21 protein-coding genes and 1 pseudogene are annotated in these 24,729 nt (G+C 37.5%); 13 read left to right on the top strand and 9 right to left on the bottom strand.

Translation table 11 applies throughout. The features are described 5' to 3' along the window. Positions 1-92: 92 nt before the first annotated feature. The gene (locus tag OQZ33_RS08145; RefSeq protein ID WP_056848295.1) at positions 93-512 is read right to left on the bottom strand and encodes an IPExxxVDY family protein; all 420 of its coding nucleotides are present in this window, start codon (positions 510-512) and stop codon (positions 93-95) included. 157 nt (positions 513-669) lie between these two features. Between OQZ33_RS08145 and OQZ33_RS08140 the strand changes: the two genes are divergently transcribed. The 3 genes from OQZ33_RS08140 to rnc all read left to right on the top strand — a co-directional run bounded on the left by OQZ33_RS08140 (position 670) and on the right by rnc (position 3,004). Then, positions 670-906, top strand: a complete 237-nt coding sequence (locus OQZ33_RS08140; protein WP_008508386.1) for an acyl carrier protein — start codon at positions 670-672, stop codon at positions 904-906. Positions 907-927: 21 nt separating this feature from the next. Next, positions 928-2,181: a beta-ketoacyl-ACP synthase II gene (fabF, locus tag OQZ33_RS08135; protein ID WP_265798550.1), complete on the top strand. Its 1,254-nt coding sequence runs from the start codon at positions 928-930 to the stop codon at positions 2,179-2,181. Positions 2,182-2,275: 94 nt separating this feature from the next. After that, positions 2,276-3,004, top strand: a complete 729-nt coding sequence (gene rnc / locus OQZ33_RS08130) for a ribonuclease III (RefSeq protein WP_265798549.1) — start codon at positions 2,276-2,278, stop codon at positions 3,002-3,004. 64 nt (positions 3,005-3,068) lie between these two features. Here rnc and OQZ33_RS08125 read toward each other — a convergent pair whose 3' ends face one another. Both OQZ33_RS08125 and OQZ33_RS08120 read right to left on the bottom strand, forming a co-directional pair. Then, positions 3,069-3,779 (bottom strand): hypothetical protein, encoded by a 711-nt coding sequence (locus tag OQZ33_RS08125; protein ID WP_265798548.1) that lies wholly within the window; start codon positions 3,777-3,779, stop codon positions 3,069-3,071. A gap of 612 nt (positions 3,780-4,391) precedes the next feature. Continuing rightward, positions 4,392-4,670 carry a hypothetical protein gene (locus tag OQZ33_RS08120; protein WP_265798547.1) on the bottom strand — a complete coding sequence of 93 codons (279 nt, stop codon included), beginning with the start codon at positions 4,668-4,670 and terminating at the stop codon, positions 4,392-4,394. Between the two features lie 132 nt (positions 4,671-4,802). Between OQZ33_RS08120 and OQZ33_RS08115 the strand changes: the two genes are divergently transcribed. The 3 genes from OQZ33_RS08115 to nadD all read left to right on the top strand — a co-directional run bounded on the left by OQZ33_RS08115 (position 4,803) and on the right by nadD (position 7,008). Beyond that, positions 4,803-5,666: a YicC/YloC family endoribonuclease gene (locus OQZ33_RS08115; RefSeq protein WP_265798546.1), complete on the top strand. Its 864-nt coding sequence runs from the start codon at positions 4,803-4,805 to the stop codon at positions 5,664-5,666. A gap of 68 nt (positions 5,667-5,734) precedes the next feature. Continuing rightward, positions 5,735-6,304 carry a guanylate kinase gene (gene gmk / locus OQZ33_RS08110; RefSeq protein ID WP_056848300.1) on the top strand — a complete coding sequence of 190 codons (570 nt, stop codon included), beginning with the start codon at positions 5,735-5,737 and terminating at the stop codon, positions 6,302-6,304. 131 nt (positions 6,305-6,435) lie between these two features. Then, the gene (gene nadD / locus OQZ33_RS08105; protein WP_265798545.1) at positions 6,436-7,008 is read left to right on the top strand and encodes a nicotinate (nicotinamide) nucleotide adenylyltransferase; all 573 of its coding nucleotides are present in this window, start codon (positions 6,436-6,438) and stop codon (positions 7,006-7,008) included. A gap of 156 nt (positions 7,009-7,164) precedes the next feature. Here nadD and OQZ33_RS08100 read toward each other — a convergent pair whose 3' ends face one another. From OQZ33_RS08100 to dapF, 4 genes are all read right to left on the bottom strand, one after another. Then, positions 7,165-8,565, bottom strand: a complete 1,401-nt coding sequence (locus OQZ33_RS08100; protein ID WP_265798544.1) for an efflux transporter outer membrane subunit — start codon at positions 8,563-8,565, stop codon at positions 7,165-7,167. Positions 8,566-8,577: 12 nt separating this feature from the next. Next, positions 8,578-11,760, bottom strand: coding sequence for an efflux RND transporter permease subunit (locus tag OQZ33_RS08095; RefSeq protein ID WP_265798543.1), 3,183 nt, complete (start codon positions 11,758-11,760; stop codon positions 8,578-8,580). Positions 11,761-11,806: 46 nt separating this feature from the next. Beyond that, complete coding sequence (locus OQZ33_RS08090) at positions 11,807-12,976, bottom strand: efflux RND transporter periplasmic adaptor subunit (RefSeq protein ID WP_265798542.1); 1,170 nt, start codon at positions 12,974-12,976, stop codon at positions 11,807-11,809. A gap of 422 nt (positions 12,977-13,398) precedes the next feature. Further along, positions 13,399-14,181: a diaminopimelate epimerase gene (dapF, locus tag OQZ33_RS08085; RefSeq protein WP_265798541.1), complete on the bottom strand. Its 783-nt coding sequence runs from the start codon at positions 14,179-14,181 to the stop codon at positions 13,399-13,401. Between the two features lie 396 nt (positions 14,182-14,577). Between dapF and OQZ33_RS08080 the strand changes: the two genes are divergently transcribed. Continuing rightward, positions 14,578-16,131, top strand: coding sequence for a trypsin-like peptidase domain-containing protein (locus OQZ33_RS08080; protein ID WP_265798540.1), 1,554 nt, complete (start codon positions 14,578-14,580; stop codon positions 16,129-16,131). Positions 16,132-16,280: 149 nt separating this feature from the next. Next, positions 16,281-17,722: pseudogene (locus OQZ33_RS08075) on the top strand (IS1182 family transposase). Positions 17,723-17,944: 222 nt separating this feature from the next. Here OQZ33_RS08075 and OQZ33_RS08070 read toward each other — a convergent pair. Continuing rightward, entirely contained in the window at positions 17,945-18,292 is a 348-nt protein-coding gene (locus tag OQZ33_RS08070; RefSeq protein ID WP_056848307.1) for a four-helix bundle copper-binding protein, read from the bottom strand. A gap of 431 nt (positions 18,293-18,723) precedes the next feature. On the opposite strand from OQZ33_RS08070, the gene OQZ33_RS08065 reads away from it, so the two are divergent. Together OQZ33_RS08065 and OQZ33_RS08060 are read left to right on the top strand one after the other, a co-directional pair. Beyond that, on the top strand, positions 18,724-19,233 hold the full coding sequence (locus tag OQZ33_RS08065; RefSeq protein WP_265798538.1) for a hypothetical protein: 510 nt from the start codon (positions 18,724-18,726) through the stop codon (positions 19,231-19,233). A 211-nt stretch (positions 19,234-19,444) separates the two neighbouring features. Next, a complete protein-coding gene (locus OQZ33_RS08060; RefSeq protein WP_010599638.1) occupies positions 19,445-19,636 on the top strand; it encodes a cold-shock protein in 192 nt (63 codons plus the stop codon). 41 nt (positions 19,637-19,677) lie between these two features. Here the strand turns inward: OQZ33_RS08060 and OQZ33_RS08055 are convergent, their stop codons facing one another. After that, entirely contained in the window at positions 19,678-20,469 is a 792-nt protein-coding gene (locus tag OQZ33_RS08055) for a hypothetical protein (RefSeq protein ID WP_265798537.1), read from the bottom strand. 516 nt (positions 20,470-20,985) lie between these two features. On the opposite strand from OQZ33_RS08055, the gene OQZ33_RS08050 reads away from it, so the two are divergent. From OQZ33_RS08050 to OQZ33_RS08040, 3 genes are all read left to right on the top strand, one after another. Then, complete coding sequence (locus tag OQZ33_RS08050; RefSeq protein ID WP_056848309.1) at positions 20,986-21,666, top strand: succinate dehydrogenase cytochrome b subunit; 681 nt, start codon at positions 20,986-20,988, stop codon at positions 21,664-21,666. Positions 21,667-21,686: 20 nt separating this feature from the next. After that, a complete protein-coding gene (locus OQZ33_RS08045; protein ID WP_265798536.1) occupies positions 21,687-23,666 on the top strand; it encodes a fumarate reductase/succinate dehydrogenase flavoprotein subunit in 1,980 nt (659 codons plus the stop codon). Positions 23,667-23,750: 84 nt separating this feature from the next. Further along, positions 23,751-24,521, top strand: coding sequence for a succinate dehydrogenase/fumarate reductase iron-sulfur subunit (locus OQZ33_RS08040; RefSeq protein WP_056848311.1), 771 nt, complete (start codon positions 23,751-23,753; stop codon positions 24,519-24,521). Positions 24,522-24,729 lie beyond the last annotated feature (208 nt).

Raw genomic sequence — 24,729 nt, 5'->3', positions numbered from 1 at the left:
ATTAAACTGCATTAAATTTTATATATTTTGTTTTTTGTTCGTTGTTTATAACCGTCAAATATAGTGTATTTAATACACCAAGTATATAATTTTTATATTACCAAATTCTCTTTACTCTTTAATTTGGTAGGATCTATTTTTGCAGCAACTTGAATATCAGGGAGTTTGTTTAATCCGTTAATTAAATAATTAAGATCTTCCTTGTCGATAAATTCCTTAATTATAATAAAAAAATCTACATTTCCCATTTCCGGAACCAGCAAACCATCACTACTTCTGTTACTTATAAGGTAATATTCTATCTCACCTTGCTCTACAAAAAAATAATATTTAGAGAAAGACCACGCCGGTTCATCAATGTTAAAAAATATTTCATGGTCTTCAATTTTTTCAAATTCGGTGTTCAACCTCGTATTAATTTTGTGGCATAGGACATAGTCTTTTAGGGGTGCTGTGATCGCAATTAGTATAAAATCAAGGTCTAACGTTAATTTCAGGTAAGTTCTATTCAAGTCGAAATAAATTATTTACAGAACGAAATTAAAAAACTAATTCTATATTCGCTTGTTATTTGAGAGCCAAATTTAGGTGTCGAAATAAAAACATTTGAAAATTGTAAGAATTTATTTTTCTTTGCACAGAATTATTTAACCATTAAATTATAAAATTATGTCTGATATTGCTTCAAGAGTTAAGGCTATTATCGTAGAAAAACTAGGTGTTGACGAAAGCGAAGTTACGCCAGAGGCTTCATTCACCAACGATTTGGGTGCAGATTCTTTAGATACCGTAGAATTGATTATGGAATTTGAAAAAGAATTTAATGTAGCTATCCCTGACGATCAGGCTGAAACCATCGGTACAGTTGGTCAAGCGATTGCTTATTTGGAAAAAAACGTTAAATAGAATTACGCTTTTTCAGTATAAATGGAATTAAAAAGAGTAGTAGTAACAGGGTTGGGTGCGCTCACTCCTATAGGCAATAATGTTCCTGATTTTTGGGAAGGATTGACTAACGGGGTGAGTGGCGCTGCTCCTATTGTGGGTTTTAATACTGAAAAGTTTAAAACCAAATTCGCATGTGAGGTAAAAAACTTTAATCCGGAAGATTTTCTGGAGAAAAAGGAAGCCCGCAAGCTAGATCCGTTTGTACAATATGCTTTAGTAGCAACAGATGAAGCTGTAAAAGATGGTGGTTTTGATTTCGAGAAATTAGATACCAACAGAATCGGTGTTATTTGGGGCGCTGGCATAGGTGGATTGAAAACCTTTCTTGATGAAATTTCGAATTTCGCCAAGGGAGATGGTACGCCAAGATACAATCCATTTTTTATTCCTAAGATGATTATTGATATCGCTCCGGGGCATATCTCTATCAAATATGGCTTACGTGGGCCAAATTTTGCAACTGTTTCGGCATGTGCTTCCTCTACCAATGCAATGATTGATGCATTCAACTATATCCGTTTGGGTATGGCAGATGTGATCATCAGTGGTGGTTCAGAAGCCATTATTAATGAAGCAGGAATGGGTGGTTTTAACGCCATGCATGCGTTATCTACACGCAATGATGATCCTCAAACCGCTTCGCGTCCTTTTGATAAAGACCGTGATGGCTTTGTGGCTGGTGAAGGCGCAGGAACTATTATTCTAGAAGAACTTGAACATGCCAAAGCAAGGGGTGCAAAAATCTATGCAGAACTTGTGGGTGGAGGGATGAGTGCTGATGCAAATCACATCACTGCTCCACACCCTGAGGGTTTAGGTGCCAGAATGGTAATGACTAACGCTTTGAGAGATGCAGGTTTAACTACTGCAGATATCGATTACATCAATGTTCATGGAACTTCTACGCCACTTGGCGATATTAGTGAAACTAAGGCCATTGCTGATCTTTTCGGAGAAGATGCCTACCGCTTAAACATCAGTTCAACAAAATCAATGACGGGCCACCTATTAGGTGCCGCCGGAGCTATTGAAGCGATTGCCGCAATTCTGTCTGTTCAAAATGATATTGTACCTCCTACAATTAATCACTTCACAGATGACCCTGCCTTTGATCCTAAATTGAATTTTACTTTCAACAAAGCTCAAAAACGTGAAGTTAGAGCTGCTTTAAGTAATACTTTCGGTTTCGGTGGTCACAATGCTTCGGTAATTTTCAAGAAATACGAAGAATAATTTATTCAGCTTTGCTATATAATTTTGTATGCTAATTAAAAATAGATAACTTAGTTAAATATGCTTATTAGCCGCTAATTGTGTTATTTATTTAATGCCGATATTAAAATTATATAAACTTTATCTTTCTCCTGAAAAGGAGTTTGTTAAAAAGCTGAAAAATATTTTAGGCTTTGTTCCGGGCAATGTTACGCTTTATAGAATGGCTTTCAGGCACCGGTCTGTAGCTAAAGTTTTAAAAAATGGTAGCAGGAGCAGTAATGAACGATTAGAATTTCTTGGCGATGCAGTTTTAGGTTCGGTTATAGCCGAACTTCTTTTTAAGCACTATCCTTATAAGGAAGAAGGTTTCTTAACTGAAATGCGTTCTAAAATTGTTAATCGAGCTAATCTAAACCAATTGGCAAAAAAGATAGGTTTTGATAAGTTAATCCAGTTCGATCAGCGTTCAGTTAGTATCCAAACCAAACACAATTCTATGTTGGGCGATGCTTTCGAAGCCATCGTCGGCGCCATTTATATGGATAAGGGTTACAATTTTACTAAGGAGTTTCTGCTTAGAAGGATAGTTAAGCCTCATATCGATATTCATACACTAGAACTTACGGAAACCAATTTCAAGAGTAAACTCATTGAGTGGTGTCAACGCCATGGTAAGGATGTTACTTTTGAGCTTGCTCAGAACGGTGAAGGCGAAAGCGCAAAACTATTTACCATCAGTGCCATTGTAGATGGTGAAAAGCATGGTACCGGTAGAGATTACAATAAGAAAAATGCAGAGAAACTTGCTGCAGAAAAAGCCTGCGAAGCATTATCTATTTAAGGTAAAATGATTGGTCATTAATTTTGTAATCGCCAACTACGAACTGCAAACTGGCAACTGATAACTACTTCCCTTTCCCCAACGTATCGGTAAAGTTCTTTGATGATTCTTTAATGTATTTGATATAATCGTAGCTGTTCCAATATTGAGCTTTATCAAAAGTGGGTCTGCAATCCAGCATATAGCGTTCCAGCGTATCACCTCTCAATTCTGTATTATTCTTGATGATAGATTGGTTAAAATAAACATCTATTTGCGATTGTTTAATTTCATTATCTGCATAGCGTCCAAACCTTCGGGCATTTTTGGGATCCTTGCCAAATAAATTATAAATCGCATTTAAAGGATTTGATAACACAGATAATAAAGGTGTCTTCCCCCCTTTATAGACCCCCTTGTTCTGAAATTCTCTCTTAATTTCTGCTAAATCTTGCTTTTTGGTGTTGCCGACAATGGTCACTTCGTTCAGCATGGTGCTTTCTCTCACTAAATAAATCAAAATATCTTGAGTACCTTTTATAATGATTCTTTGGTCTGTTAAATTTCTTTTAGTGATGAGTAAAGTGTCGCCGACTTTAGCTTTTAGCTGAAAATAACCCAAATCATTACTTCCTACACCCAAATTGGTTCGTAGGTTGGTAATTTCTGCTAGAGCAACCCGGATATTCGCTCCTTTTTCAAAAACAACACCCTTAACAATAAAGTCTTGTGCTTTAAGATTAAAGCTGATAAGCAATAAAAAAAATGGAATGATCGCGGTTTTAAAAAATTTCATCAGCAATTAATTTATCAAATATCTATAGATGAGTCGAAAGTTGCGTTTCATCTGCAGTTGTTTCTAAACAATGGCAATATCACTAATGTTCTATTATTTGTTTACAAACAGATTTCCTACGTGAAGTATTTTTTGTAAAATTAACATTTGTTAACCTTTTATTTGTTAAATAAACGTTAATGCGAAAACCACAAGGCCAAATAATTTCAGCTATGAACAGAGCTTAACTTAGATTTTAAAACTGGTTTACACTAGCTGATAAATTTGATTTGAATTCTTACTGATGGATTATTACTAACTAAAAATCCATAAGATTTTTAGTTTTTTGTTCTTTCAACGCCGAGGCAGTCATGTCTATATGATAGTAATCGACTGTAATTAATAGGGTTTTGTTAATCTTTGCGACTATTGTTCCTAATCCCTTGTTTTTCCAAGTATCACTAATTTCCGTATATCCACCCATGATTGCAGTCACCTCATACCCATCGCCAAGGCTGTAGGGTGTTTTGAAATCTCTAATAGGATCTGATTCATCATATTTTTCATTGATATCTGCTACTAGCGATTCATATTCATCAAATGCTTTCGGTTCTGCGTTAGGTATTAAAATTACTAATCCGTGAAAAAATTTCCCTTTATAAAAATAGAAGGCAACTGATGGATCCTTATAATGCCATATTTTACATTTTTAAATGTTAAATATTCAGATTTTGAAGATATCGAAACATATCCTTTAGCTTTCATAAGAGTTAAGCATTCGAACTTTGTTTTTCCAAATGGTATACCAATCATTCTCAATATGTTTGGTAGATCTTTTCCTCCTGGAAATCCTAAATTTTGGGCAAATCCGTAAAATGGTAAGAGTATCAGTATGAGAGCAATTTTTTTCATAGAGTTTCGATTGAGAATTTCAAAAGTAGTTAAAAATTTACATTACGAAAATCCGAACTTACCGTACTTCTGATTCTCTTGTATATTGGATTATATCTTTATAATTACCTACCTTTGCGCATGATAAAATCCATGACAGGATACGGCTTAGCAACAGCCGATTATGCAAATGCAAAATACAGTGTCGAAATCAAATCGCTCAACAGTAAATTTCTTGAGCTTAACTTAAAATATCCTAAAGCGTTTTCTGATAAAGAATTAATACTGCGCAATGTTTGCAGTAAAGATATCGAACGTGGCAAAGTGAGTTTGAGTATTAATGTAGAACGTGCCAACGGTGAAGTGACTGGTGCCACTATTAATACTGCATTACTTACGCATTATTACAATCAACTTACTTCCGTTAATGCCGAATTAGGCGCCAACAGTACCAATCTACTTCAAACTGCTTTAACCTTTCCGGATGTAATTTCATATAAAGAGGAGAGTGTGAGTGAGGATGAATGGAACCATTTATATCAAATCTTCAGTCAGGCCTTGGCTAATTTCAATAAATTTAGGGAAGATGAAGGAGCAGTTTTGAAAGCCGATTTAGAGCTTAGGATTAAAAATATTCTTTCTTATTTCAAATCTGTTGAAGAACTTGAACCAAAGAGAATTGCAGCTATCCGTGATAAATTCTCACAGTTTTTAGACGATGCAGTTGGAAAGGTAAACATCGATCAAAATCGTTTTGAACAGGAATTGATCTACTATATTGATAAAATTGATATCACCGAAGAGAAAACGCGTTTAAAAAGTCATTGCGATTATTTCTTGCAAACTTTAGCAAGTAAAGAAGCAAATGGAAAAAAAATGGGTTTCATTTCACAAGAGATCGGAAGAGAAATAAACACAATGGGTGCGAAAGCAAACGATGCTCAAATGCAGCAATATGTTGTGGGTATGAAGGAAGAGCTAGAGAAAATTAAAGAACAGTTATTAAACGTATTATAAGGAGAAAGACTAAAGACTAAAGCGTAAAGCAGCTTTGGTCTTTCAGCTTTTTGCTTTCAGCTTACAACATGAAACAAGGCAAATTAATCATATTTTCAGCGCCATCTGGAGCCGGCAAAACCACTATCGTACACCATTTATTAAGCAAGTTTCCAGAGTTAAGCTTTTCAATTTCTGCGACAACACGCGAGTTGAGGGGTGCTGAAACCCATGAAAACGACTACTACTTCATATCGAAAGAAGAGTTTTTGCATAAAGTGGCACGCCAGGAATTCGTGGAGTTTGAGGAAGTTTATAATGGCACTTTCTATGGAACCTTGCGCTCAGAAATTGAGCGCATCTGGAATGATGGGAAGCACGTTATCTTTGATATTGATGTAGAAGGCGGTATTCGTTTAAAGCGCAAATATGAGGAAGATGCATTGGCTATTTTTGTTCAACCACCATCGTTAGAAGTATTGAAAGAACGTTTAAGCGGAAGAGGAACGGATAGCCATGAAAAGCTGCAAGAGCGTTTTATCAAAGCAGAAAAAGAATTAACCTACGCTGATAAGTTCGATGTGATACTTAAAAATTACGATTTAGCTACAGCATGTGCTGAGGCTGAGAAACTGGTGGGCGATTTTATAAGGAGTTAATACTCTATCTTCGGTCGTCATTGCGAGGCACGAAGCAATCTCTTTTGACGGCCTAAATTTAAATGCTCGGGTAAGATTGCTTCGTGCCTCTCAATGTCGATTTGATAAACCCTCTAACTGAAAACTGCAAATTGAAAACTGGTCTATTTTTCGGTTCTTATAATCCCATTCATACGGGGCATCTGATCATTGCCAATTATATGGCTAATCATTCAGGTCTTGATGAGGTATGGCTAGTAGTTTCTCCACATAATCCTTTGAAAGATAAAAAAGGCTTAACCAACATGTATGATCGTTTGGAAATGGCACAATTAGCTACTGAAAATACAGATCACATTCGCGTTAGCGATATCGAGTTTTCCTTACCGCAACCCTCATATACCATAGATACGTTAACCTATTTGCATGAACGTTATCCAACAAAAGAATTTGTGTTGATTATGGGAGCTGATAATCTGGTTTCTTTTAAGAAATGGAAAAATTACGAAGTACTGTTGGATAACTACCAGATTTACGTTTACCCGCGTCCGGGGGCTGATGTTACCGACTGGATTAATCATCCTTCGATCACTTTCACAGATACACCTTTAATGGAGATCTCTTCAACATTTATCAGAAAAGCAATTAAAGAAGGAAAGAACGTTCAGTTCTTTTTGCCAGATAAGGTGATAGATTTTATTGATAGCAAAGGAATGTATCGTTGATTTACGATTTTAGATTTACGAATTACGATTGATAGGCAATTGCTTAACCTTTTCGCTTTTCGGAAACCTTTGATTTAAGATTTTGGGTTTAAGAATTACGATTGTTGCAGACTTCTAAAATCTAAATTCGTAACTCTTAAACCCAGAATTAATCGGTTATTTCCAACCGCCACCTAATGCTCTGTATAAATTAACTACAGATTGAAGTTTTTGTAACCTATCGTTTATTCCACTTAACTGGGCAGTTAACAAACTCTGTTCTGAAGTCAAAACATCGGTATAATTTGTTGCTGAACTGTAGCGCAATAACTCTTTAGTAAAATCAACTGCTTTTGTTAACGAAGCAATCTGTTTTGCTCTTGTTTCCTCTTTTTCAGCAGCAGTCTGGTAAGCGTATAAAGCGTTTGAAACCTCTTGTCCGCCGGTTAAAAGTGCTTGTTGAAAAGCATAAAATGCTATTTGTTGATTTGCCTGTGCAGTTGTTAAGCGGGCTTTATTGGCACCTTTAGCAAAAATGGGTTGGGTTAATCCTCCAACTAAATTATAGAATATAGAATTATCGAAAAAATTGCTCAGCTGTAAACTCGTTAAGCCACCTGTAGCTGTCAATGTTAAAGCTGGGTAGAAATAAGTTTTAGCTACGTTGGTATTTTCAAATGCAGATCTAAATCCGAATTCTGCTGCAATAACGTCTGGACGGTTCTGCAATAGTTGCGCAGAAACACCAGTTTGCAAATTGGCATAAGGAATTTGCTGATCTAAGTTGGTGCGATTAATCGTTCCGGGTGCTTGTGCTAAAATAATGCTCAAAGCGTTTTCGGCTTCTTTAATGCTTCTTTTTAAATCAGGGAGTGTTACCTGAGCGGCATATAGATTGGCCTCACTTTGAACTACAGCCGCACCATTTACAACAGCGCCTTCTTTTAGCGCTTTCATGGTTTCTACATCCTGCGTTCTGATTTTAATCGTTTGCTCCGTAATCGCCAATTGTTTATCTAAAGCCAATAAAGTATAATAGTTATTCGCGATAGTGGCTATTAACTGCGTTTGAACGGCACGTTTTGCCGCATCGCTTTGCAATAAAGTTGCAAAGGCAGCACGTTTGGCGCTACTTAGTTTGCCCCAAATATCAGCTTCCCAGGCCGTGCTTAAAGCAGCTCTGTATGTTTGGGTTTCTAAGTTAATGTTAATTCCCGCTGGAAAGTTTAGCGCCGCTTGAGACTGTTTTGCATCGGTAACGGAAACATCAGCTTGTAAGCTTGGTAGAAACGCTGCACGACTTTGACGTAAAGTAGCTTCAGAAATTTTGATCCGTTCAATCGCTTGTTTAAGATCCAGATTTTGATTGATTCCCTGTTGAATCAACGACTGTAAAGTCGTATCAGAAAAGAGGCTTTTCCATGGCAAATCTGCCATGGTTATTGTATCTGTTGTATTATTATCCCGGTATAAATCTTCATTCTTAACCTGAGGGCGTTCGTATTTTTGCGTCACGCAGGCACTTAAGGTAAGTATGGAAATACCAATTAAAAAGGAATACTTATGTGTGAATTTCATGTTCGGATTAAATTAATGTTTGCTGCTAGCGGTTGCTAATTCGTACTCTTCGGGAGTTTGCTCTTTTTCAATCCCTTCGTCAAAAGGAGATTTATTGCTTACCCTTTCTTGTAATGACTGGAAGACAATGAACAATGCCGGAATTACGAAAATACCGAAAATGGTACCGATTAACATACCACCAACGGCACCTGTTCCAATTGATTTATTTCCTGATGCACCAACACCTGATGAAAGCATTAGTGGGAGTAATCCGAGGATAAATGCAAATGAAGTCATCAAAATTGGACGTAAACGTGCGGTTGCGCCATCAATTGCCGCATTCACAATGCTCATGCCTTTTCGTCTTCTATCCACCGCATATTCTACAATCAAAATTGCATTTTTCGCTAACAAACCAACGAGCATAATGAGCGTAATTTGAGTATAGATGTTATTATCGATGCCGAAAATTTTATCGAAAATAAAGGTTCCCGCCAAACCGATTGGGAGTGATATTAATACTGCCAACGGTAAAATATAACTTTCATATTGGGCTGCCAGTAAGAAATAAACGAAAATTACGCACAGTAAGAAGATGAATATGGTCTGGCTACCGCTGCTCATCTCTTCACGAGATAACCCCGAAAACTCATATCCATATCCTGCAGGTAAATGTTTCGCAGCTTCTTCTTGAACGGCTGCAAGCGCATCGCCGGAACTATAACCTGCATTTGGATTCCCTGTAACAGCAATTGATGTAAACAAATTGAAACGGGAAATTGCTTGTGGACCGTAAACTTTTGTAAGGGTAATAAACTCCGAAATTGGTGCCATTTGGCCAGAAGGATTTCGAACAAAAATACGCGTTAACGTTTGTTCATTTGAACGATACGCCGCTTCCGCCTGATACATTACCCTAAATTGTTTACCAAATTTATTAAAATTTGATGCATAAACCCCACCATAGTAACCTTGCATTACGCCCAAAACATCACTTACGTTTAATCCTGCTTGTTTTACTTTTGCCACGTTAACATCGATTTGATATTGCGGGAAATTCGGGTTAAAAGAGGTAGAAGCATATTGAATTTCCGGACGCTGACTTAAAGCCGCTAAAAATCCGTTACCAACTTCATTAAACTTCTTAATATCGCCACCAGTTTTATCTTGCAATTGAAACTCAAAACCTCCACTGGTACCAAAACCCTGAATAGTTGGCGGTGCAAAGAAAATAATTTTAGCACCTTTAATCGTAGCTGTTTTAGCAAATAATTCGCCAATGATGGTTTTAACATCACGCCCTTTACGTTCATCCCAAGGGGTTAATCGAGAAATTACCATCCCGTACGAACTTCCAGAACCACTAATCATGCTTCGACCAACTACTCTCAAAGTGTTTTTGATCTCTGGGATTTTATGTGCGATGCTATCAATTTTTGCAATCACAATATTGGTTTCCTCTTGAGAAGTTCCCGCAGGCAATGAAATATCAGACATGATCGTTCCTAAATCCTCATTCGGCACAAAACCTTTTGGTGTAGTATTCATTGTCCATATTAAAAGACCCGTGAAAAATAAAATCCCGACGCCAACCAGCCATTTTGTTCTGGATAGAAAGCTAACCGATTTTTTATATTTTCCCGTAACGGCATCAAAAGAAGTATTAAATGCAGCATAAAAACGCTCTAAAAAGTTTTTCTTTTTCCCATGATCGTCTTTGTGTGGCTTTAAAAACAAAGCACATAATGCCGGACTCAGTGTTAACGCATTTACAGCTGATAAAATAATCGAAATGGCCAGTGTTAAACCAAACTGTTTGTAAAATACTCCTGATGAGCCTTGGATAAAACTTACCGGGATAAATACTGCAGCCATTACCAATGTGATGGAAATGATGGCACCACTAATATCATCCATGGCATCTACCGTGGCTTTTTTTGCATCCGTGTAACCTTCATCAAGCTTGGCGTGGACGGCCTCCACTACCACAATTGCATCATCCACTACAATACCGATGGCGAGTACAAGTGCAAATAGGGTAAGTAAGTTAATGGTAAAACCGAACAAACTTAAAAAGAAGAACGTTCCAATAATCGCTACAGGAACACTTATCGCCGGAATTAAAGTAGAACGGAAATCTTGTAAGAAGATAAATACCACCAAGAATACCAGGATAAAAGCTTCAATCAACGTGTGGATTACTTTTTCAATCGAGGCATCCAGGAAATCATTTACGTTAACCAAAGTTGAGTAATGAACCCCTTTTGGAAAGGATTTTTGAGCTTCATCCAAAGTTTTAATGGAGTTCTCAATTACTTCTTTCGCATTCGATCCTGCTGTTTGGTTAATGGCAATACCTAAAGCTTGCTTTCCATTAAATTTTACAGAACTGGCATAACTTTGAGCACCTAATTCAATTCTTGCAATATCTTTTAAGCGAAGAATTTGTCCGCTGGCAGTCGATTTAATAATGATGTTGCCAAATTGTGCTTCATCTTTTAAACGGCCTGTATATTTTAGTGTGTATTGAAAAGCCTGATCGCCTTGTTCACCAAATTGCCCTGGAGCGGCTTCCACGTTTTGATCGGCCAAAGCCGTATTTACGTCACTTGGAACCAACCCGTAAGTGGCCATAATATCTGGTTTCAGCCAGATACGCATGGTATAATCCAACGTTCCGAAAGCGCTGGCATCACCAACACCATTAATACGCTTAATTTGCGGAATGATGTTGATATTGGCGTAATTCTGTAAAAACTTTTGATCATAAGATGGATCATCACTGTACAAACCAAAAATCAAAACGTTACTCGCTTGCCTTTTTGCTGTAATTACACCTGACCTGGTTACCTCTGCAGGTAATAAACTGGTTGCCCTTGCCACCCTGTTTTGAACGTTTACTGCTGCCAAATCTGGGTTTGTGCCCAATTTAAAGTTAACCGTGATGGTTGCAGTACCATCGTTACTGGCGCTAGAAGTCATGTACGTCATGTCTTCCACACCATTAATTTGCTCTTCAAGCGGAACAACAACGCTATTCATTACCACATCTGCATTGGCACCTTGGTACGAAGTGGAAACCTGTACTGTAGGCGGTGCTATCTCTGGATATTGCGAAACCGGTAAAGTAGCTAAACCTAAAACACCGAGAATAACGATGATAATGGATATAACCGTAGATAGTACCGGTCTTTCTATAAATTTCTTAAACATATTTAATATTGATTACACTGATATTATGACTGCAGTGATGATATCTTTATTTTTTTATATCAGCATAAACTGAATCGGCACTTTGTTCTTCTGGTTTAATTTTAGCTCCATCTTTTAAAGATTGAAACCCTTCCAGAACGATTTTATCGCCAGCTTTTAAACCTTTGGTTACCACATAAAATTTATCTTTAGCTAAGTCCATTATCTGGATTTCGGTACTGATAATTTTTGAGGAATCGCCTAACACGTAAACAAATTTCTTTCCCTGTAAATCGATTGTTGATTTTTGAGGAACAAGAATTGCATTTTCAACTTTCTGCGGCACTCGAACCGAAGCACTTGCACCATTTTTTAATAAAGAAACTGGATTAGGGAATGTAGCTCTTAAACTAGCAGAACCTGTAGCGGTATTAATTTGGCCATTGATGGATTCAATTTTACCATTTTGAGCATAAACAGTTCCATCAGCCAATACCAAACTAACTGCCGGAATGTTTTTCATCTGCTGTGCCAATGTACTTCCTTTATATGTTTTAGAAAAATCTAATAATTGTTTTTCATTAAGTGAGAAGTAGGCATAAACTTTAGATGTGTTCGAAACCGTGGTAAGAGGTTCGGTACTGGAACTGCTCACTAAACTTCCGGTTCTGAAAGGAAGGCTACCAACCACGCCATCAACAGGGCTTGTGATAGAAGTATAACCCAAATTTACCTGAGCATTTGCTAACGCAGCTTTGGCTTGCGCTAACGCTGCTTTTCTACTTTGCAAGGTTAGCTGCGCTGCATCTAAGTCGTATTTGCTGATGATGTCTTTTTCCACTAGAGGGCGAGTTTTATTTACCTGAAGTTGTGCTGCATTTACATCAGCCTCTGCACTGCTAATCGCAGCTCTCGCCGTTCTAACTTCTTGCTCATATTGTGGTGCCATTATCGTGAAAAGTAATTGCCCTTTTTTAACAACTGCACCTTCATCTACCAATATTTTTTGAATGAAACCATCAACTTTAGGGCGGATATCGATATTTTGAATCCCTTCGATGGTTGCTGGATAATCTGAATTCAGTTCTGTGGTTTGTGCGTTAACCGTAAAAACAGGGTAGGCTTGGGGACCAGCCGCTGCAGCTGCGGCGGCTTTCTTCTGTTCATCATTATTTCCGCATGATGCTAAAACAATAGCGATGCTCATGCCAAAAACGAGAGTTGTTACTTTTCTCATGGACTATTTTTGTGTGTATTTAAATTTTAATTTCCGGATCTGAAAGCGTAGTGAATGGTGGTTTTCAACTTGCCGATTTCTGCCCAAAAATAAAGCCTAAAAGAAATTAAGTCTGTCCAAATTCTGTCATTTAATCAATCGATTGATTTATTTTTTATCTCTAAAGGGCTATTTTTGGTATTAAATGCTTGTTTTCGAGGGTGATATCGCTGATTTGTTCCAGAAATTATTGTGTAAATATCTTGAGACAGATGTTAATCGATGTTAAATAAGCCTCTTCTCTTAGCAGAATTGTTAAAGATTTTGTTTAGAAAAACAGTCATTATTTCATTTCCTTAGTGTGAAATCTACACTTTAGAGAAATCGGGTTACTGTAATGAGAGTAGATTTGTGTTTGCAAGGTTATTATCAATCGATTAGCATTAACCAACTTCTCCTTCAAAAACCAATTTTGCCGGCCCGCATAAAAATACGTTTGTAAATGCATTTCCATCGTAATCAAAGTCGATTTTGATATCTCCACCCAAAACTTTTATATCGGTTTTGATATGGCCGGTTTGACTTTTGTATTTCGCCATAGCCATTGCAACAGCAGTTACGCCGGTACCGCAGGCATAAGTTTCATCTTCTACGCCACGTTCGTAAGTTCGCACAAATAAATGGTCGCCTTTATCTTCAACGAAATTTACATTGATGCCTTTTTCGCTATAAACTTCATTGTATCTAATGTTTTTTCCCTGTGTAAAAACATCGAAATTTTTTAAATCACTTTGTAAAGCAACGTAATGTGGAGAGCCGGTGTTTAAAACAAATGCTTCACCATCATTGGTAATGCTGTCAACATCAATCATTTGTAGCTCCACCCAATCTCCTGATTCTGAAATTCTGGCATAATGCGGTCCGTCTACTGCCAAAAAGTTCGTTTCATTTTGAATAATACCGAGTTGTTTGGCAAATGCCACAATGCACCTGCCACCATTACCGCACATGCTACCTAACTTACCATCCGCATTGAAATAATGCATTTCAAAATCGTAATCATCATGTTGCGTTAAAAACATTAATCCATCTGCGCCAATGCCAAATCTTCTATCACATAGTTGTTCAATTAACTCATTATCAATGTCTTCTAATTGTTTCATGGTATGATCTATTAGAATGAAATCATTGCCCGCTCCCTGGTATTTAAAGAAATTAATTTTCATGAAACCTTCATTTTTTTATGCAATATTTGAGATGCAATTAGCAATCGCAAAGCCTGGGTTAAAGGTTTTAACATTTTTTAACATGCCTTGTGGTGCTTAACTGATACAAATATCGTTTATATGGTATTAAATTTGAATAAACTTGTTAAAGAAAATTTGAGCAGATAAAAACTGCTGGGGCAATCTGCTAAAACAAAGTGAATTTTGCTCTTGCAATCATTACAAATAACAACGAATGTTATAAGCAAACAATTAGCTAGCATTAATGCTTGTAATAATCAGGGGATTTAAAAAACAATATACAAACACATGAAACCATCAAAAGCTAAACGAATAAAAAAAGTAATCAATTGCTTTTGATCGCTTCATGACCATTAAAAAACAATATACAAACACATGAAAAAAATATTAGGTATTACGGTGTTGGCTGCTTTTATAGGTGGGGCAGCAGCAATTGGAGGTTACAAATTATTTGAACGCAATCAAACTGGCAGTACGATTTCTGAAAAGCAGAATTTATATTTCGCCAATAATCCACTTAAAGTATCATCGGCTGGCACAGCTGATTTTACCCAGGCTGCAGCCGCGGTTGCACCAGGAGTGGTACACATTAAAACAACTTATGAAGCCAAAAGTGGTGGTGGATCAAGAAACTCATCGCCATTTGATATGTTCGATGATTTCTTTGGAGGCGGCGGTCGCCAGATGCAACGCCAACCACGAGCAGCATCAGGTTCTGGTGTAATTATTAGTCAGGATGGTTATATCGTTACCAATAATCACGTGGTAGAAAATGCATCGAAGGTTGAGGTCGTATTGACTGACCGACGTAAAGTAGAAGCAAAAGTGATTGGCCGCGATCCTAACACAGATTTGGCTTTAATTAAAGTTAATGCTACTGGTTTACCTGTTGTGAAAATGGGTAACTCTGATAATGTTCAGGTAGGAGAATGGGTATTGGCAGTAGGGTTCCCTCTCGATTTACAGACAACAGTTACGGCGGGTATCGTGAGTGCAAAAAATAGAAGTATTGGCATTATCGGTCGTGAGCAACAAGGTAACGAGATTACAGAAGAAGAATACCGCGAATATCAGCGTACGGGTAAAAGACCACAGGCTCCTGCAAACACCAGTATCGAATCCTTTATTCAAACAGATGCGGCCATTAACCCAGGTAACAGTGGAGGAGCGTTAGTAAATGCAAATGGAGAATTAGTAGGTATTAACTCTGCAATTGCTTCACAAAGTGGATACAATCAAGGTTATGGATTTGCTATTCCTGTAAATTTAGCCCGTAAAATCGTTGATGATTTTATGAAATATGGAATGGTAAAACGTGGATACATTGGTGTTAATTTTTACCCTTTAAGTGGTGATGAGAAACCAGAAGGAATTACAACATCAGAAGTAAGCGGATTGTATGTAAGTGATGTGGTAGCTGGTGGCGGTGGCGCTGCCGCGGGAATTAAAAAAGGCGATATCATTAAAAAAGTAGATGGTGTTGTTATTAATGATTCTCCTGATTTGCAGGAAAGAATTGGCCGTATGAATCCTGGAGACAAAGTGAAGCTAAGTGTTTTAAGAGATGGTTCTTTGAAAGATATAACGGTTACTTTAAAAGGTGAATCTAGCATCGGTTTAACAGCCAATAATGCAGCTACTAAAAATGTAGAGGTTTCTAAGTTAGGTGCAACATTTGCTCCGGCAACTCAAGCTCAAAAAACCAAGTTTGGAATTAATAGTGGGGTGGTGGTAACATCGGTTGTTACCGGTAAAGCATTTGATAATATCGGAGTAGAAAAAGGTTTAATCATTACTAAAGTGAATGGTCAGCCAGTAAATTCGGTTGCCGATGTTCAAAAGGCGCTACCTCAGGGCAGAAATAATATGATTAGTATTTCTGGTGTGGGCGAACAAGGAACTTATAATTTTAGTTTCCCAGCTCAATAATTCAGACAGAACGAAACAAAAAAAATGTCCCGATTTGAATCAGAGGGCACTGAAAAAGTCCCTTAATTAAAAAGGATATATAGGAGTGGAAAACTAGTTTTTCTGCTCCTTTTTTTGTATTTTAAAGGTGTATTATCACTGCTTTTAAGATGCTTCTTCAACAACAAAAAATCCACTTTAGCGAGTTTTCCAGGCTTTATGATCTGATTGTTCCCAAAGAAAACCTGCTGCGCAAGATTAACGAGCTTATAGATTTTGGTTTTATATATAATGAACTTTTGGCTGCATAGACAACGGGCGTAATGCTGAGAGTCCGGTACGCATGTTTAAATACCTGCTTTTGAAAACCACATTCTCCGTTTCAGATGTTGATGTCGTAGAGCGTTCCCGCTATGATATGTCCTTCAAATATTTCCTGGAGATATCCCCAGAAGAAGATGTGATCAATTCAAGCTCATTGACCAAGTTCAGAAAGCTCCGCCTTAAGGATATGGATTTTTTAAACCTTCTAATTGGCAAACCGTTTCCCTGGCCTTGGAAAAAGGCATTATTAAATCCAGGTCCATCATTGCCGATGCGACGCATTCACTTTCCAGATCCAATCCATATTCCTCTATTGAAGTACTCAGGCAACGCTCGAAACTGCTTCGAAAGGCAGTGTATCTATTGGATGATGGCTTGAAGGGGCAGATGGCTGAGAAAAATGAGTCAAATGATATCCTTAAAGAAATAGAATACTGCAAGGAGTTACAAAAACTTATCGAGTCTGATGAAGCATTAAGTGAAATCCCTGCTGTGAAAGAGAGCTAAACCTCTTAAAGGAAACAGTGGAAGATACCCGGGAGAACTATGCAATATCCAAAGATATGGATGCCAATGTTGGCCACAAAACAGCTGACAGCAGTTTTTTTTGGTTACAAAACTCATTTGGCAATGACAGAGGAACGTATCATAACGGCCACTGTTGTTACTTCCGGGGAGAAAGGCGATGGTCCTGAGTTGCCAAAATTATTGGACAGACACAGTCAAACGGAATGGAGGTTGACACCATCATAGGTGATGCAGCTTATGCCGGCAAGAACAACCTCAAGCTTAAGGATTTGAACGGAAATAAGATTAAGATCGTTGCCAGGATGAACCCTGCTATTACCCATGGCACCAGGAAAGAGGAAGAAAAGTTTGATTACAACAAAGACGCTGATATGTTCGTATGCCCTGCAGGGCACCCGGCTATGTATAAACGGGTGCAGGGCAAAAAGGTAGATAAGAGCAATCAGGTAATGACCTATTATTTCGATATCGAAAAATGCAAAGTATGCCCACTAAAGGATGGCTGTTACAAAGCAGAAGCCAAAAGCAGAACGTACTCGGTTGTAATAAAACCAGATGAGCACAAAGAGCAGGAGATCTTCCAACAAAGCGATTACTTCAGAGAAAAGTCAAAACACAGATATAAATTGAGGCGGAAAATAGTGAATTGAAAAATGTGCATGGATATGAAAGAGCAAATTCCTATGGCCTTGAAAGCATGAGAATGCAAGGTGCACTTGCGATATTCGTAGTAAATCTAAAAAGAATACTAAAATTCTAAATCGGGATCATTATTAACAAAAAAAACATGCCAAAAGGGCCATAAAACACTAAAATTGGTCGAGAGAACTTGATGAATTGGAATCAGTAAAAAATATAAAATACTCAAAAAGGAAATAGCGGATGGAGATCTTATAATCTACTCATCCGCTAATTTTTCTATAGACCATTTTAAGTCTACTTTTTCAGTGCCCTCTTTAATCATCGGGACATTTTTTTGGGATTAATCTTGCTCAATAGGTTGGTGGTTAGCATGACAGGCATCGGCACATTCTTCGCAGGCAACCGCACATTGTCTGCAATGTTCATGATCATGGTTACTACATTCTTCTGCGCATAAACGACAAATTTCTTCACATAACAAAAGGTATTGTCTTCCGATAACTGAATCGCGTTGCAGCAATCTTGCTGCCTGAGTACAAATGTCTGCACAATCTCTATTCAATTTAATACAATCTACCATCATTGCAATATCTTGCTCTTCCTTCAGGCTTGAAGAACCGCAATGTTCGCATGCCATAGCGCAATCTAATAAGGCCTGAATTAATGCGTGGTTGTTTCTCGTTTCCATATTTTTTTGGTTAGCTATTATTGTATGTAATTAACCCCTGAGTATATAAAGAGTTTTAATAAAAATTGGGATTAGCAGAACGGGATGTCTATTCGCTCCAGCAGTGGTGAAAGTGCCAATCTGTAACTTATATTTTTTGTTTCTTGCTTTGTTTTATGTTTTCTAAACCTGGCAATAGCGAACACGAACCCGTTTTTTCGGTGAGTAAAGCGGATGGCAGAACTATCCTTACCGATAGGCATAGAAACCTGCTTTTCGAATATTTATTTTTATAATTGAAGCGAATAGTAACGATTACTCGTTTTAGCTAATGACAGTTCATTTTAAATTCATTTTTGCTATTTAATTCGCTTGTACCGATCACTAAGGATTCTTTGTAGCAACCAGATTTTTATGATTTCACATTTGACCAGAATTAAAACCGAATAATTATGGCTTTGGCTTATATCAACATTAGTGCTAAACAGTATTTTAATTTTATGTGCCGATCGGATTTCGAACGACGAATTTTTCATGATACCTATAAGGAATTTCAAGAAAAATCTAAACCATATACTTCTGGCGAGCGGTTAAATACGTTTTCTCAAATGATCTTGGCTAATAAAAAAGCCAAAGATTTGCATCAGAAGCTCCATTATTCGGTCATGGAGGTTATTGAAAAATTAGGACATCAAATCCCAATTTTAAAGGACGAAAATGGAAATGCAATCAAATTTGAATGGGCTGAACTTGAAATAATAGATTCAGATTTGTTAAACAAGGCTGCTCACGTGGTTTCATTAACTTATACTAGCCCAAAAATGTTATTGCATGAGATTGATAAGGAACTATTGGTTTTGAGTGAAGAAACTGGAGGCAAATCCAATTCTATATTTAAGATCAAAATGACTGAAAAGGTAAGGATTGAATACATCCAAAAGCATGAACTGGTATACAGTTAGCACAAACTATTTGATTATTTGAAAGGCTATTTTAGTTGACATGGATGTTGAAAATGGAAAATTTCAGAGATGATTGAATTGCCTAATGCATCTAAATAGGGGTTTAAATAGCAATGAATCAATATAATTAGCTTCATTTGAATAAATAAAAATAAAAAATTGATTTATAGGTAATTAACATTATCTTTGAAACAAATTAAAATACAATATAATGCAACAAGGAACAGTAAAATTTTTTAATGAAACTAAAGGTTTCGGATTTATCACTCCATCTAATGGCGATGCCGAAATTTTTGTTCATGCTTCAGGCTTAATTGACAACATTCGTGAGAATGATACCGTAAACTACGATGTAGAAGAAGGTAGAAAAGGCCTAAACGCGGTAAATGTAAAAGTAGCTTAAGAAAACTCGAACACATAAATCGTAAAAAGTCCTGATGAAAATCAGGACTTTTTTTGTGCAAAATAATTTGCCTTAAGGTAGGTTGATCTTTGAGGATTAATTGTTTTCTTATTGTTTTTATATCGAATCGACCAACTCATTAGGCTGATAAAATCTTGATGGATTGATCTTATGGTAGATTGCAATTGGTTAATCATCGCTGAGCGTGTGTGTAAATCATCAGCTCCGTAAAGCCCACCATCCCCAAACAGCAATTTTTCTTCATCGATATCTACGCCCCCATTAAACTCGAACTTTAGCCAGCGGTTTTTAATACTATTAATCAAAGTCACGTTACCGCTTGAGCTGAATTGCTTTTCATTGAGCATCTTCCATACAAAATCCGGGTAATGGGTATTCTTTTCTCCATCCCGCCAAATGGTTCTTAAAGGGTTGTGTCCATGGTAAAATCCCACCTTTTTCCCTTTGGGGTTAATTGTCATTTCACCAAGACCAGCGCTAACCAAGCCACCACCTATGCCCACAATAGTTTGCGTATTATTCTTTGCTACTGCACTTACAACCGTAGTGAGGGCACCTATAACCACCGAACCGACGGTGAGCTGCCGATTTCGTTTGCTATTTAGTCCATTCAGATAGTCTGCGGCCATATCAGATCGTTCCCCTTCACAATCAAATTCTGCAGTAACCGCCGTTAGTTGCGCTTGCGCTAAACCAACGCGGCTATTTATTTTTTGTTTTAACCTTAAATAATCGGTATTATTTGTCCCTTCTTTTTTCAGGCGTGAAAGCGCATTTATCTCATTACTTAAGCCAAGCAAATGACACAGCAATTGATCGTGTTTAGAAAGTGCATCTATAGCAGATAGATCAGTGGCCGTTTTTTCCTTGAAAAATCCAGTGGAATTAATGTACGGACGCGTAGGAGTACAATAATTGTATTTAAATGCCTGAGGATTCGTTGTTTACTTCCTAATGCTTCCGCATGAAAATAGAATCAAAGAAATTGGAGCTAACAAGATGGCGTTACGTTTCATAAAAAAAAACATTTTATGAATGAATATAAGAATCTAGCTGTAAAAAATGATTCTCGATGGAAAATCATTAACGTTTCTTTTAAATGATGATCTGATTAGTTCCTGTAGATTTTGTTAAATTACATGATGGATTAATTTTGCTTATCAGATAATGATGTGAGGATAGTTGTTATTGAATTTCTGTAGAAAAATCTATAATGCTTTTAGAATGTTTCTAAATAAATGTTTTATCGGCGTTTTGTCATAATCGTTTATAAATTAAACTCATAATTAGATACTTTTGCAAGAAATTTAGATATAAATCCTAATCAAATGAGTGGTTTCGGAAATGCGCTTTCTTCATCAATAGGAAGAAAATACGTTATGGGTGTTACAGGAATATTCCTGATACTCTTTTTAATTGTACATGCTGGTATTAATTCGTTGATATTTCTTGACGATAATGGTTTGACTTTCAATATTGGAGCCCATTTTATGGCAACAAACTGGATTATCAGAGCTGGGGAGTACATATTGTTTATAGGTTTACTGGTTCACATTTACCAGGCGGTAAACTTGACTATTCAAAACAGAAAAGCAAGACCAGAAAACTATGCTGTTTATAATGGAAGCGCCAACAGTAAATGGTATAGCCGCTCTATGGGCTTGCTAGGTACTTTGTTGTTGATTTTCCTTGTAATTCACCTTAAAGATTTCTGGGTGGTTTCTCGCTTTACTGGTATTCCAACGGTAGATGCTAACGGTCACGAAGATCTTTATGCGGTAATGAGAGAGAAATTTCAGGATCCTGTACGTGTAGTTGCCTATGTTTTGTTAATGATTTCATTGTGCTATCACCTACTTCATGGTTTTGCTTCGGCATTTCAAACTATGGGATGGAATCATTCAAAATACAATGGCATTATTAAAAGCACAAGTGTTTGGTATTCGATTATTATATCGCTTGTTTTCGCTTTGATGCCGATTGCCGTATATACTCATTTAATTGATTAAGTTTTTAGCACAAAAGAGATATGTCAGATATTAACTCAAATATTCCAGAAGGCGAATTAACCTCCAAATGGACCAAGTATAAGTCTTCTGTGCCTTTGGTTAACCCATCGAACAAAAGAACTATTGAAGTAATTATTGTAGGTTCTGGTTTAGCGGGTGCTTCGGCAGCTGCAACTTTAGCTGAAATGGGTTACAAGGTAAAGTGTTTTTGCTTTCAGGATTCACCACGCAGAGCGCACTCTATTGCTGCTCAAGGTGGTATTAACGCAGCAAAAAATTACCAGAATGATGGCGATAGTACTTATCGTTTATTTTATGATACAATTAAAGGTGGCGATTACAGAGCCCGCGAAGCGAATGTGCATCGCCTGGCTGAGGTAAGTGCTAACATTATAGATCAATGTGTGGCTCAGGGTGTTCCCTTAGCTCGCGAATATGGTGGGTTGTTAGATAACCGTTCATTCGGTGGTACGCAAGTTCAACGTACATTTTATGCAGCCGGTCAAACTGGTCAGCAATTATTATTAGGTGCTTATTCTGCTTTAGAACGCCAGATTGGTATGGGCAAAGTAGAAATGTATACCCGCCATGAAATGCTTGAAGTGGTTAAAATTGATGGCAAGGCTCGTGGTATTATCGCCCGTAACCTAATCACTGGCGAAATTGAGCGTCACTTTGGTCATGCGGTTGTTTTAGGAACAGGTGGTTACGGTAACGTATTTTACCTTTCTACAAACGCAATGGGCAGTAACGTTACGGCAGCATGGAAAGCACATAAACAAGGTGCTTACTTCGCCAATCCGTGTTACACTCAAATTCACCCAACTTGTATTCCAGTTTCTGGTGATCACCAATCTAAATTAACTCTGATGTCTGAATCATTACGTAATGATGGACGTATCTGGGTTCCTAAGAAGAAAGATGATAACCGTAAAGCTTCTGAAATTCCTGAAGATGAAAGAGATTATTATTTAGAGCGTCGTTACCCTGCTTTTGGTAACCTTGTGCCTCGTGATGTGGCCTCTAGGGCAGCAAAAGAGCGTTGTGATGCAGGTTACGGTGTAGGTGCTTCAAAATTGGCGGTTTATTTAGATTTTAAAGCTAATACAGAACGCTACGGTAGAATAGAAGCTTCTAAATCAGGTATTCATAATCCTGATAAAGAAACCTGTATGCGTTTGGGAACAGCAGTTATCAAAGAGAAATACGGAAACTTATTTGATATGTATGCTCAGATTACCGGTGAGAATCCTTACGAAACGCCAATGCGTATCTATCCAGCGGTTCACTACACAATGGGCGGCCTTTGGGTTGATTATAACTTAATGACTTCTGTACCTGGTTTATATTGTACTGGTGAAGCTAACTTCTCCGATCATGGAGCAAACCGTTTAGGTGCTTCTGCTTTAATGCAAGGTTTGGCTGATGGATATTTCGTGCTTCCATACACTATTGGTGCTTATTTATCCAAAGAGATTTCTGTAAAGGCTATCCCGACAGATCACCCGGCATTCGTAGAGGCAGAAGAGAGAGCGAAAGGGATTCTTAACAAGCTTATCAACATTAAAGGAACTAAATCTGTAGATCATTTCCACAAACGTTTGGGCCATATCATGTGGGAAAAATGTGGTATGGCTCGTAATGAAAAAGGCCTTAAAGAAGCTATTGAGGAAATCAGAGCTTTACGTGCTGAATTCTGGAGTAATGTTCGTGTACCTGGTTTAGCAGAAGAATTAAATCCGGAGTTGGAGAAAGCAGGCCGTGTTGCTGATTTCATCGAATTGGGCGAACTAATGTGTATTGATGCTTTAAACCGTAACGAAAGTTGTGGTGGTCACTTCCGTGAAGAGTACCAAACAGAAGAGGGCGAGGCTTTACGTGACGATGAAAACTTTGCTTACGTAGCAGCCTGGGAATTTAAAGAAGGTGTAAACTTTGAACTTCATAAAGAAGAATTAAAGTTTGAAAATATTAAAGTAGCACAAAGAAGTTATAAATAGTATTTAGAAATTAGTATTTAGTACTTAGATAACTTCCTTCTAAATACTAACTACTAAGTACTAACTACCTAAAATCTCAATATCATGAGTACAGGAAATATGAACTTAACGCTAAAAGTTTGGCGTCAAAAAAATAACAAAACCAAAGGTGCTTTGGTCGATTATAAATTGTCTGGTATTTCTCCGGATATGTCTTTCTTGGAGATGTTCGATGTGTTAAACGAAGATCTGATTACTAAAGGTGAAGAGCCGGTGGTATTCGACCATGATTGCCGTGAGGGTATCTGCGGAATGTGTTCGATGTTCATCAACGGTCGTCCGCATGGTCCGAAAGACTTGGTTACCACCTGTCAATTGCACATGCGTTCATTCAAAGATGGTGATACTATCGTTGTGGAGCCTTGGAGAGCAGCAGCTTTTCCAGTGGTAAAAGATTTGACTGTAGATCGCTCTGCATTTGATAGAGTGATTGCAGCTGGTGGCTTTATTTCTGTAAACACAGGAAACGCACAAGATGCTAACAACTTACCAATTCCAAAAATGAAAGCAGATGCTGCTTTCGAAGCGGCAGCTTGTATAGGTTGCGGCGCTTGTGTGGCTACATGTAAAAATGCTTCGGCAATGTTGTTCGTTTCTGCAAAAATTTCTCAGCTGGCGTTATTACCACAAGGCCAGCCAGAGCGTTATCGTCGTGTGCAAAGCATGGTAGCGCAAATGGATGCTGAAGGTTTCGGTAATTGTACCAATACAGGTGCATGTGAAGCGGAATGCCCTAAAGGAATCTCTTTAGAAAATATTGCTTTGATGAACCGTGATTTTGCATCTGCAAAGTTTGTTTCAGAAGAAACGGTTTAAAACTATACTGTGCGTTCGGTTTAGTTACCGGATTCTTAAGCCTCCATATTTATGGGGGCTTTTTATTTTGTAAATCTTGCCAAGATAGAACTTGACCAGATTCGATTATTTTTGGTGTGCTGCGGTGCAGAAGTAAAAAAATTGAACAGGTGAGTTCTTAAACTTGATGTGATCATCAAAATAAAAGTTTGCGAAAGTTGCAAATATT

The organism is Pedobacter sp. MC2016-05 (genome assembly GCF_026239735.1).
In the GTDB taxonomy this organism is placed as follows: domain Bacteria; phylum Bacteroidota; class Bacteroidia; order Sphingobacteriales; family Sphingobacteriaceae; genus Pedobacter.
Note: the sequence above shows the minus strand (reverse complement) of the source record. Positions and strands in the feature narration are given on the sequence as shown.

Excerpts from the sequence above, each read along its gene's own strand:
- OQZ33_RS08045 (WP_265798536.1), top strand. The coding sequence starts at position 21,687 with ATGTCAGATATTAACTCAAATATTCCAGAAGGCGAATTAACCTCCAAA.
- OQZ33_RS08120 (WP_265798547.1), bottom strand. The coding sequence starts at position 4,670 with ATGAAAAAAATTGCTCTCATACTGATACTCTTACCATTTTACGGATTT.
- OQZ33_RS08125 (WP_265798548.1), bottom strand. The coding sequence starts at position 3,779 with ATGAAATTTTTTAAAACCGCGATCATTCCATTTTTTTTATTGCTTATC.
- OQZ33_RS08070 (WP_056848307.1), bottom strand. The coding sequence starts at position 18,292 with ATGGAAACGAGAAACAACCACGCATTAATTCAGGCCTTATTAGATTGC.
- OQZ33_RS08115 (WP_265798546.1), top strand. The coding sequence starts at position 4,803 with ATGACAGGATACGGCTTAGCAACAGCCGATTATGCAAATGCAAAATAC.
- OQZ33_RS08090 (WP_265798542.1), bottom strand. The coding sequence starts at position 12,976 with ATGAGAAAAGTAACAACTCTCGTTTTTGGCATGAGCATCGCTATTGTT.
- gmk (WP_056848300.1), top strand. The coding sequence starts at position 5,735 with ATGAAACAAGGCAAATTAATCATATTTTCAGCGCCATCTGGAGCCGGC.
- OQZ33_RS08080 (WP_265798540.1), top strand. The coding sequence starts at position 14,578 with ATGAAAAAAATATTAGGTATTACGGTGTTGGCTGCTTTTATAGGTGGG.
- OQZ33_RS08095 (WP_265798543.1), bottom strand. The coding sequence starts at position 11,760 with ATGTTTAAGAAATTTATAGAAAGACCGGTACTATCTACGGTTATATCC.
- OQZ33_RS08040 (WP_056848311.1), top strand. The coding sequence starts at position 23,751 with ATGAGTACAGGAAATATGAACTTAACGCTAAAAGTTTGGCGTCAAAAA.
- OQZ33_RS08050 (WP_056848309.1), top strand. The coding sequence starts at position 20,986 with ATGAGTGGTTTCGGAAATGCGCTTTCTTCATCAATAGGAAGAAAATAC.
- rnc (WP_265798549.1), top strand. The coding sequence starts at position 2,276 with ATGCCGATATTAAAATTATATAAACTTTATCTTTCTCCTGAAAAGGAG.
- OQZ33_RS08060 (WP_010599638.1), top strand. The coding sequence starts at position 19,445 with ATGCAACAAGGAACAGTAAAATTTTTTAATGAAACTAAAGGTTTCGGA.
- OQZ33_RS08065 (WP_265798538.1), top strand. The coding sequence starts at position 18,724 with ATGGCTTTGGCTTATATCAACATTAGTGCTAAACAGTATTTTAATTTT.
- dapF (WP_265798541.1), bottom strand. The coding sequence starts at position 14,181 with ATGAAAATTAATTTCTTTAAATACCAGGGAGCGGGCAATGATTTCATT.
- fabF (WP_265798550.1), top strand. The coding sequence starts at position 928 with ATGGAATTAAAAAGAGTAGTAGTAACAGGGTTGGGTGCGCTCACTCCT.
- OQZ33_RS08100 (WP_265798544.1), bottom strand. The coding sequence starts at position 8,565 with ATGAAATTCACACATAAGTATTCCTTTTTAATTGGTATTTCCATACTT.
- OQZ33_RS08140 (WP_008508386.1), top strand. The coding sequence starts at position 670 with ATGTCTGATATTGCTTCAAGAGTTAAGGCTATTATCGTAGAAAAACTA.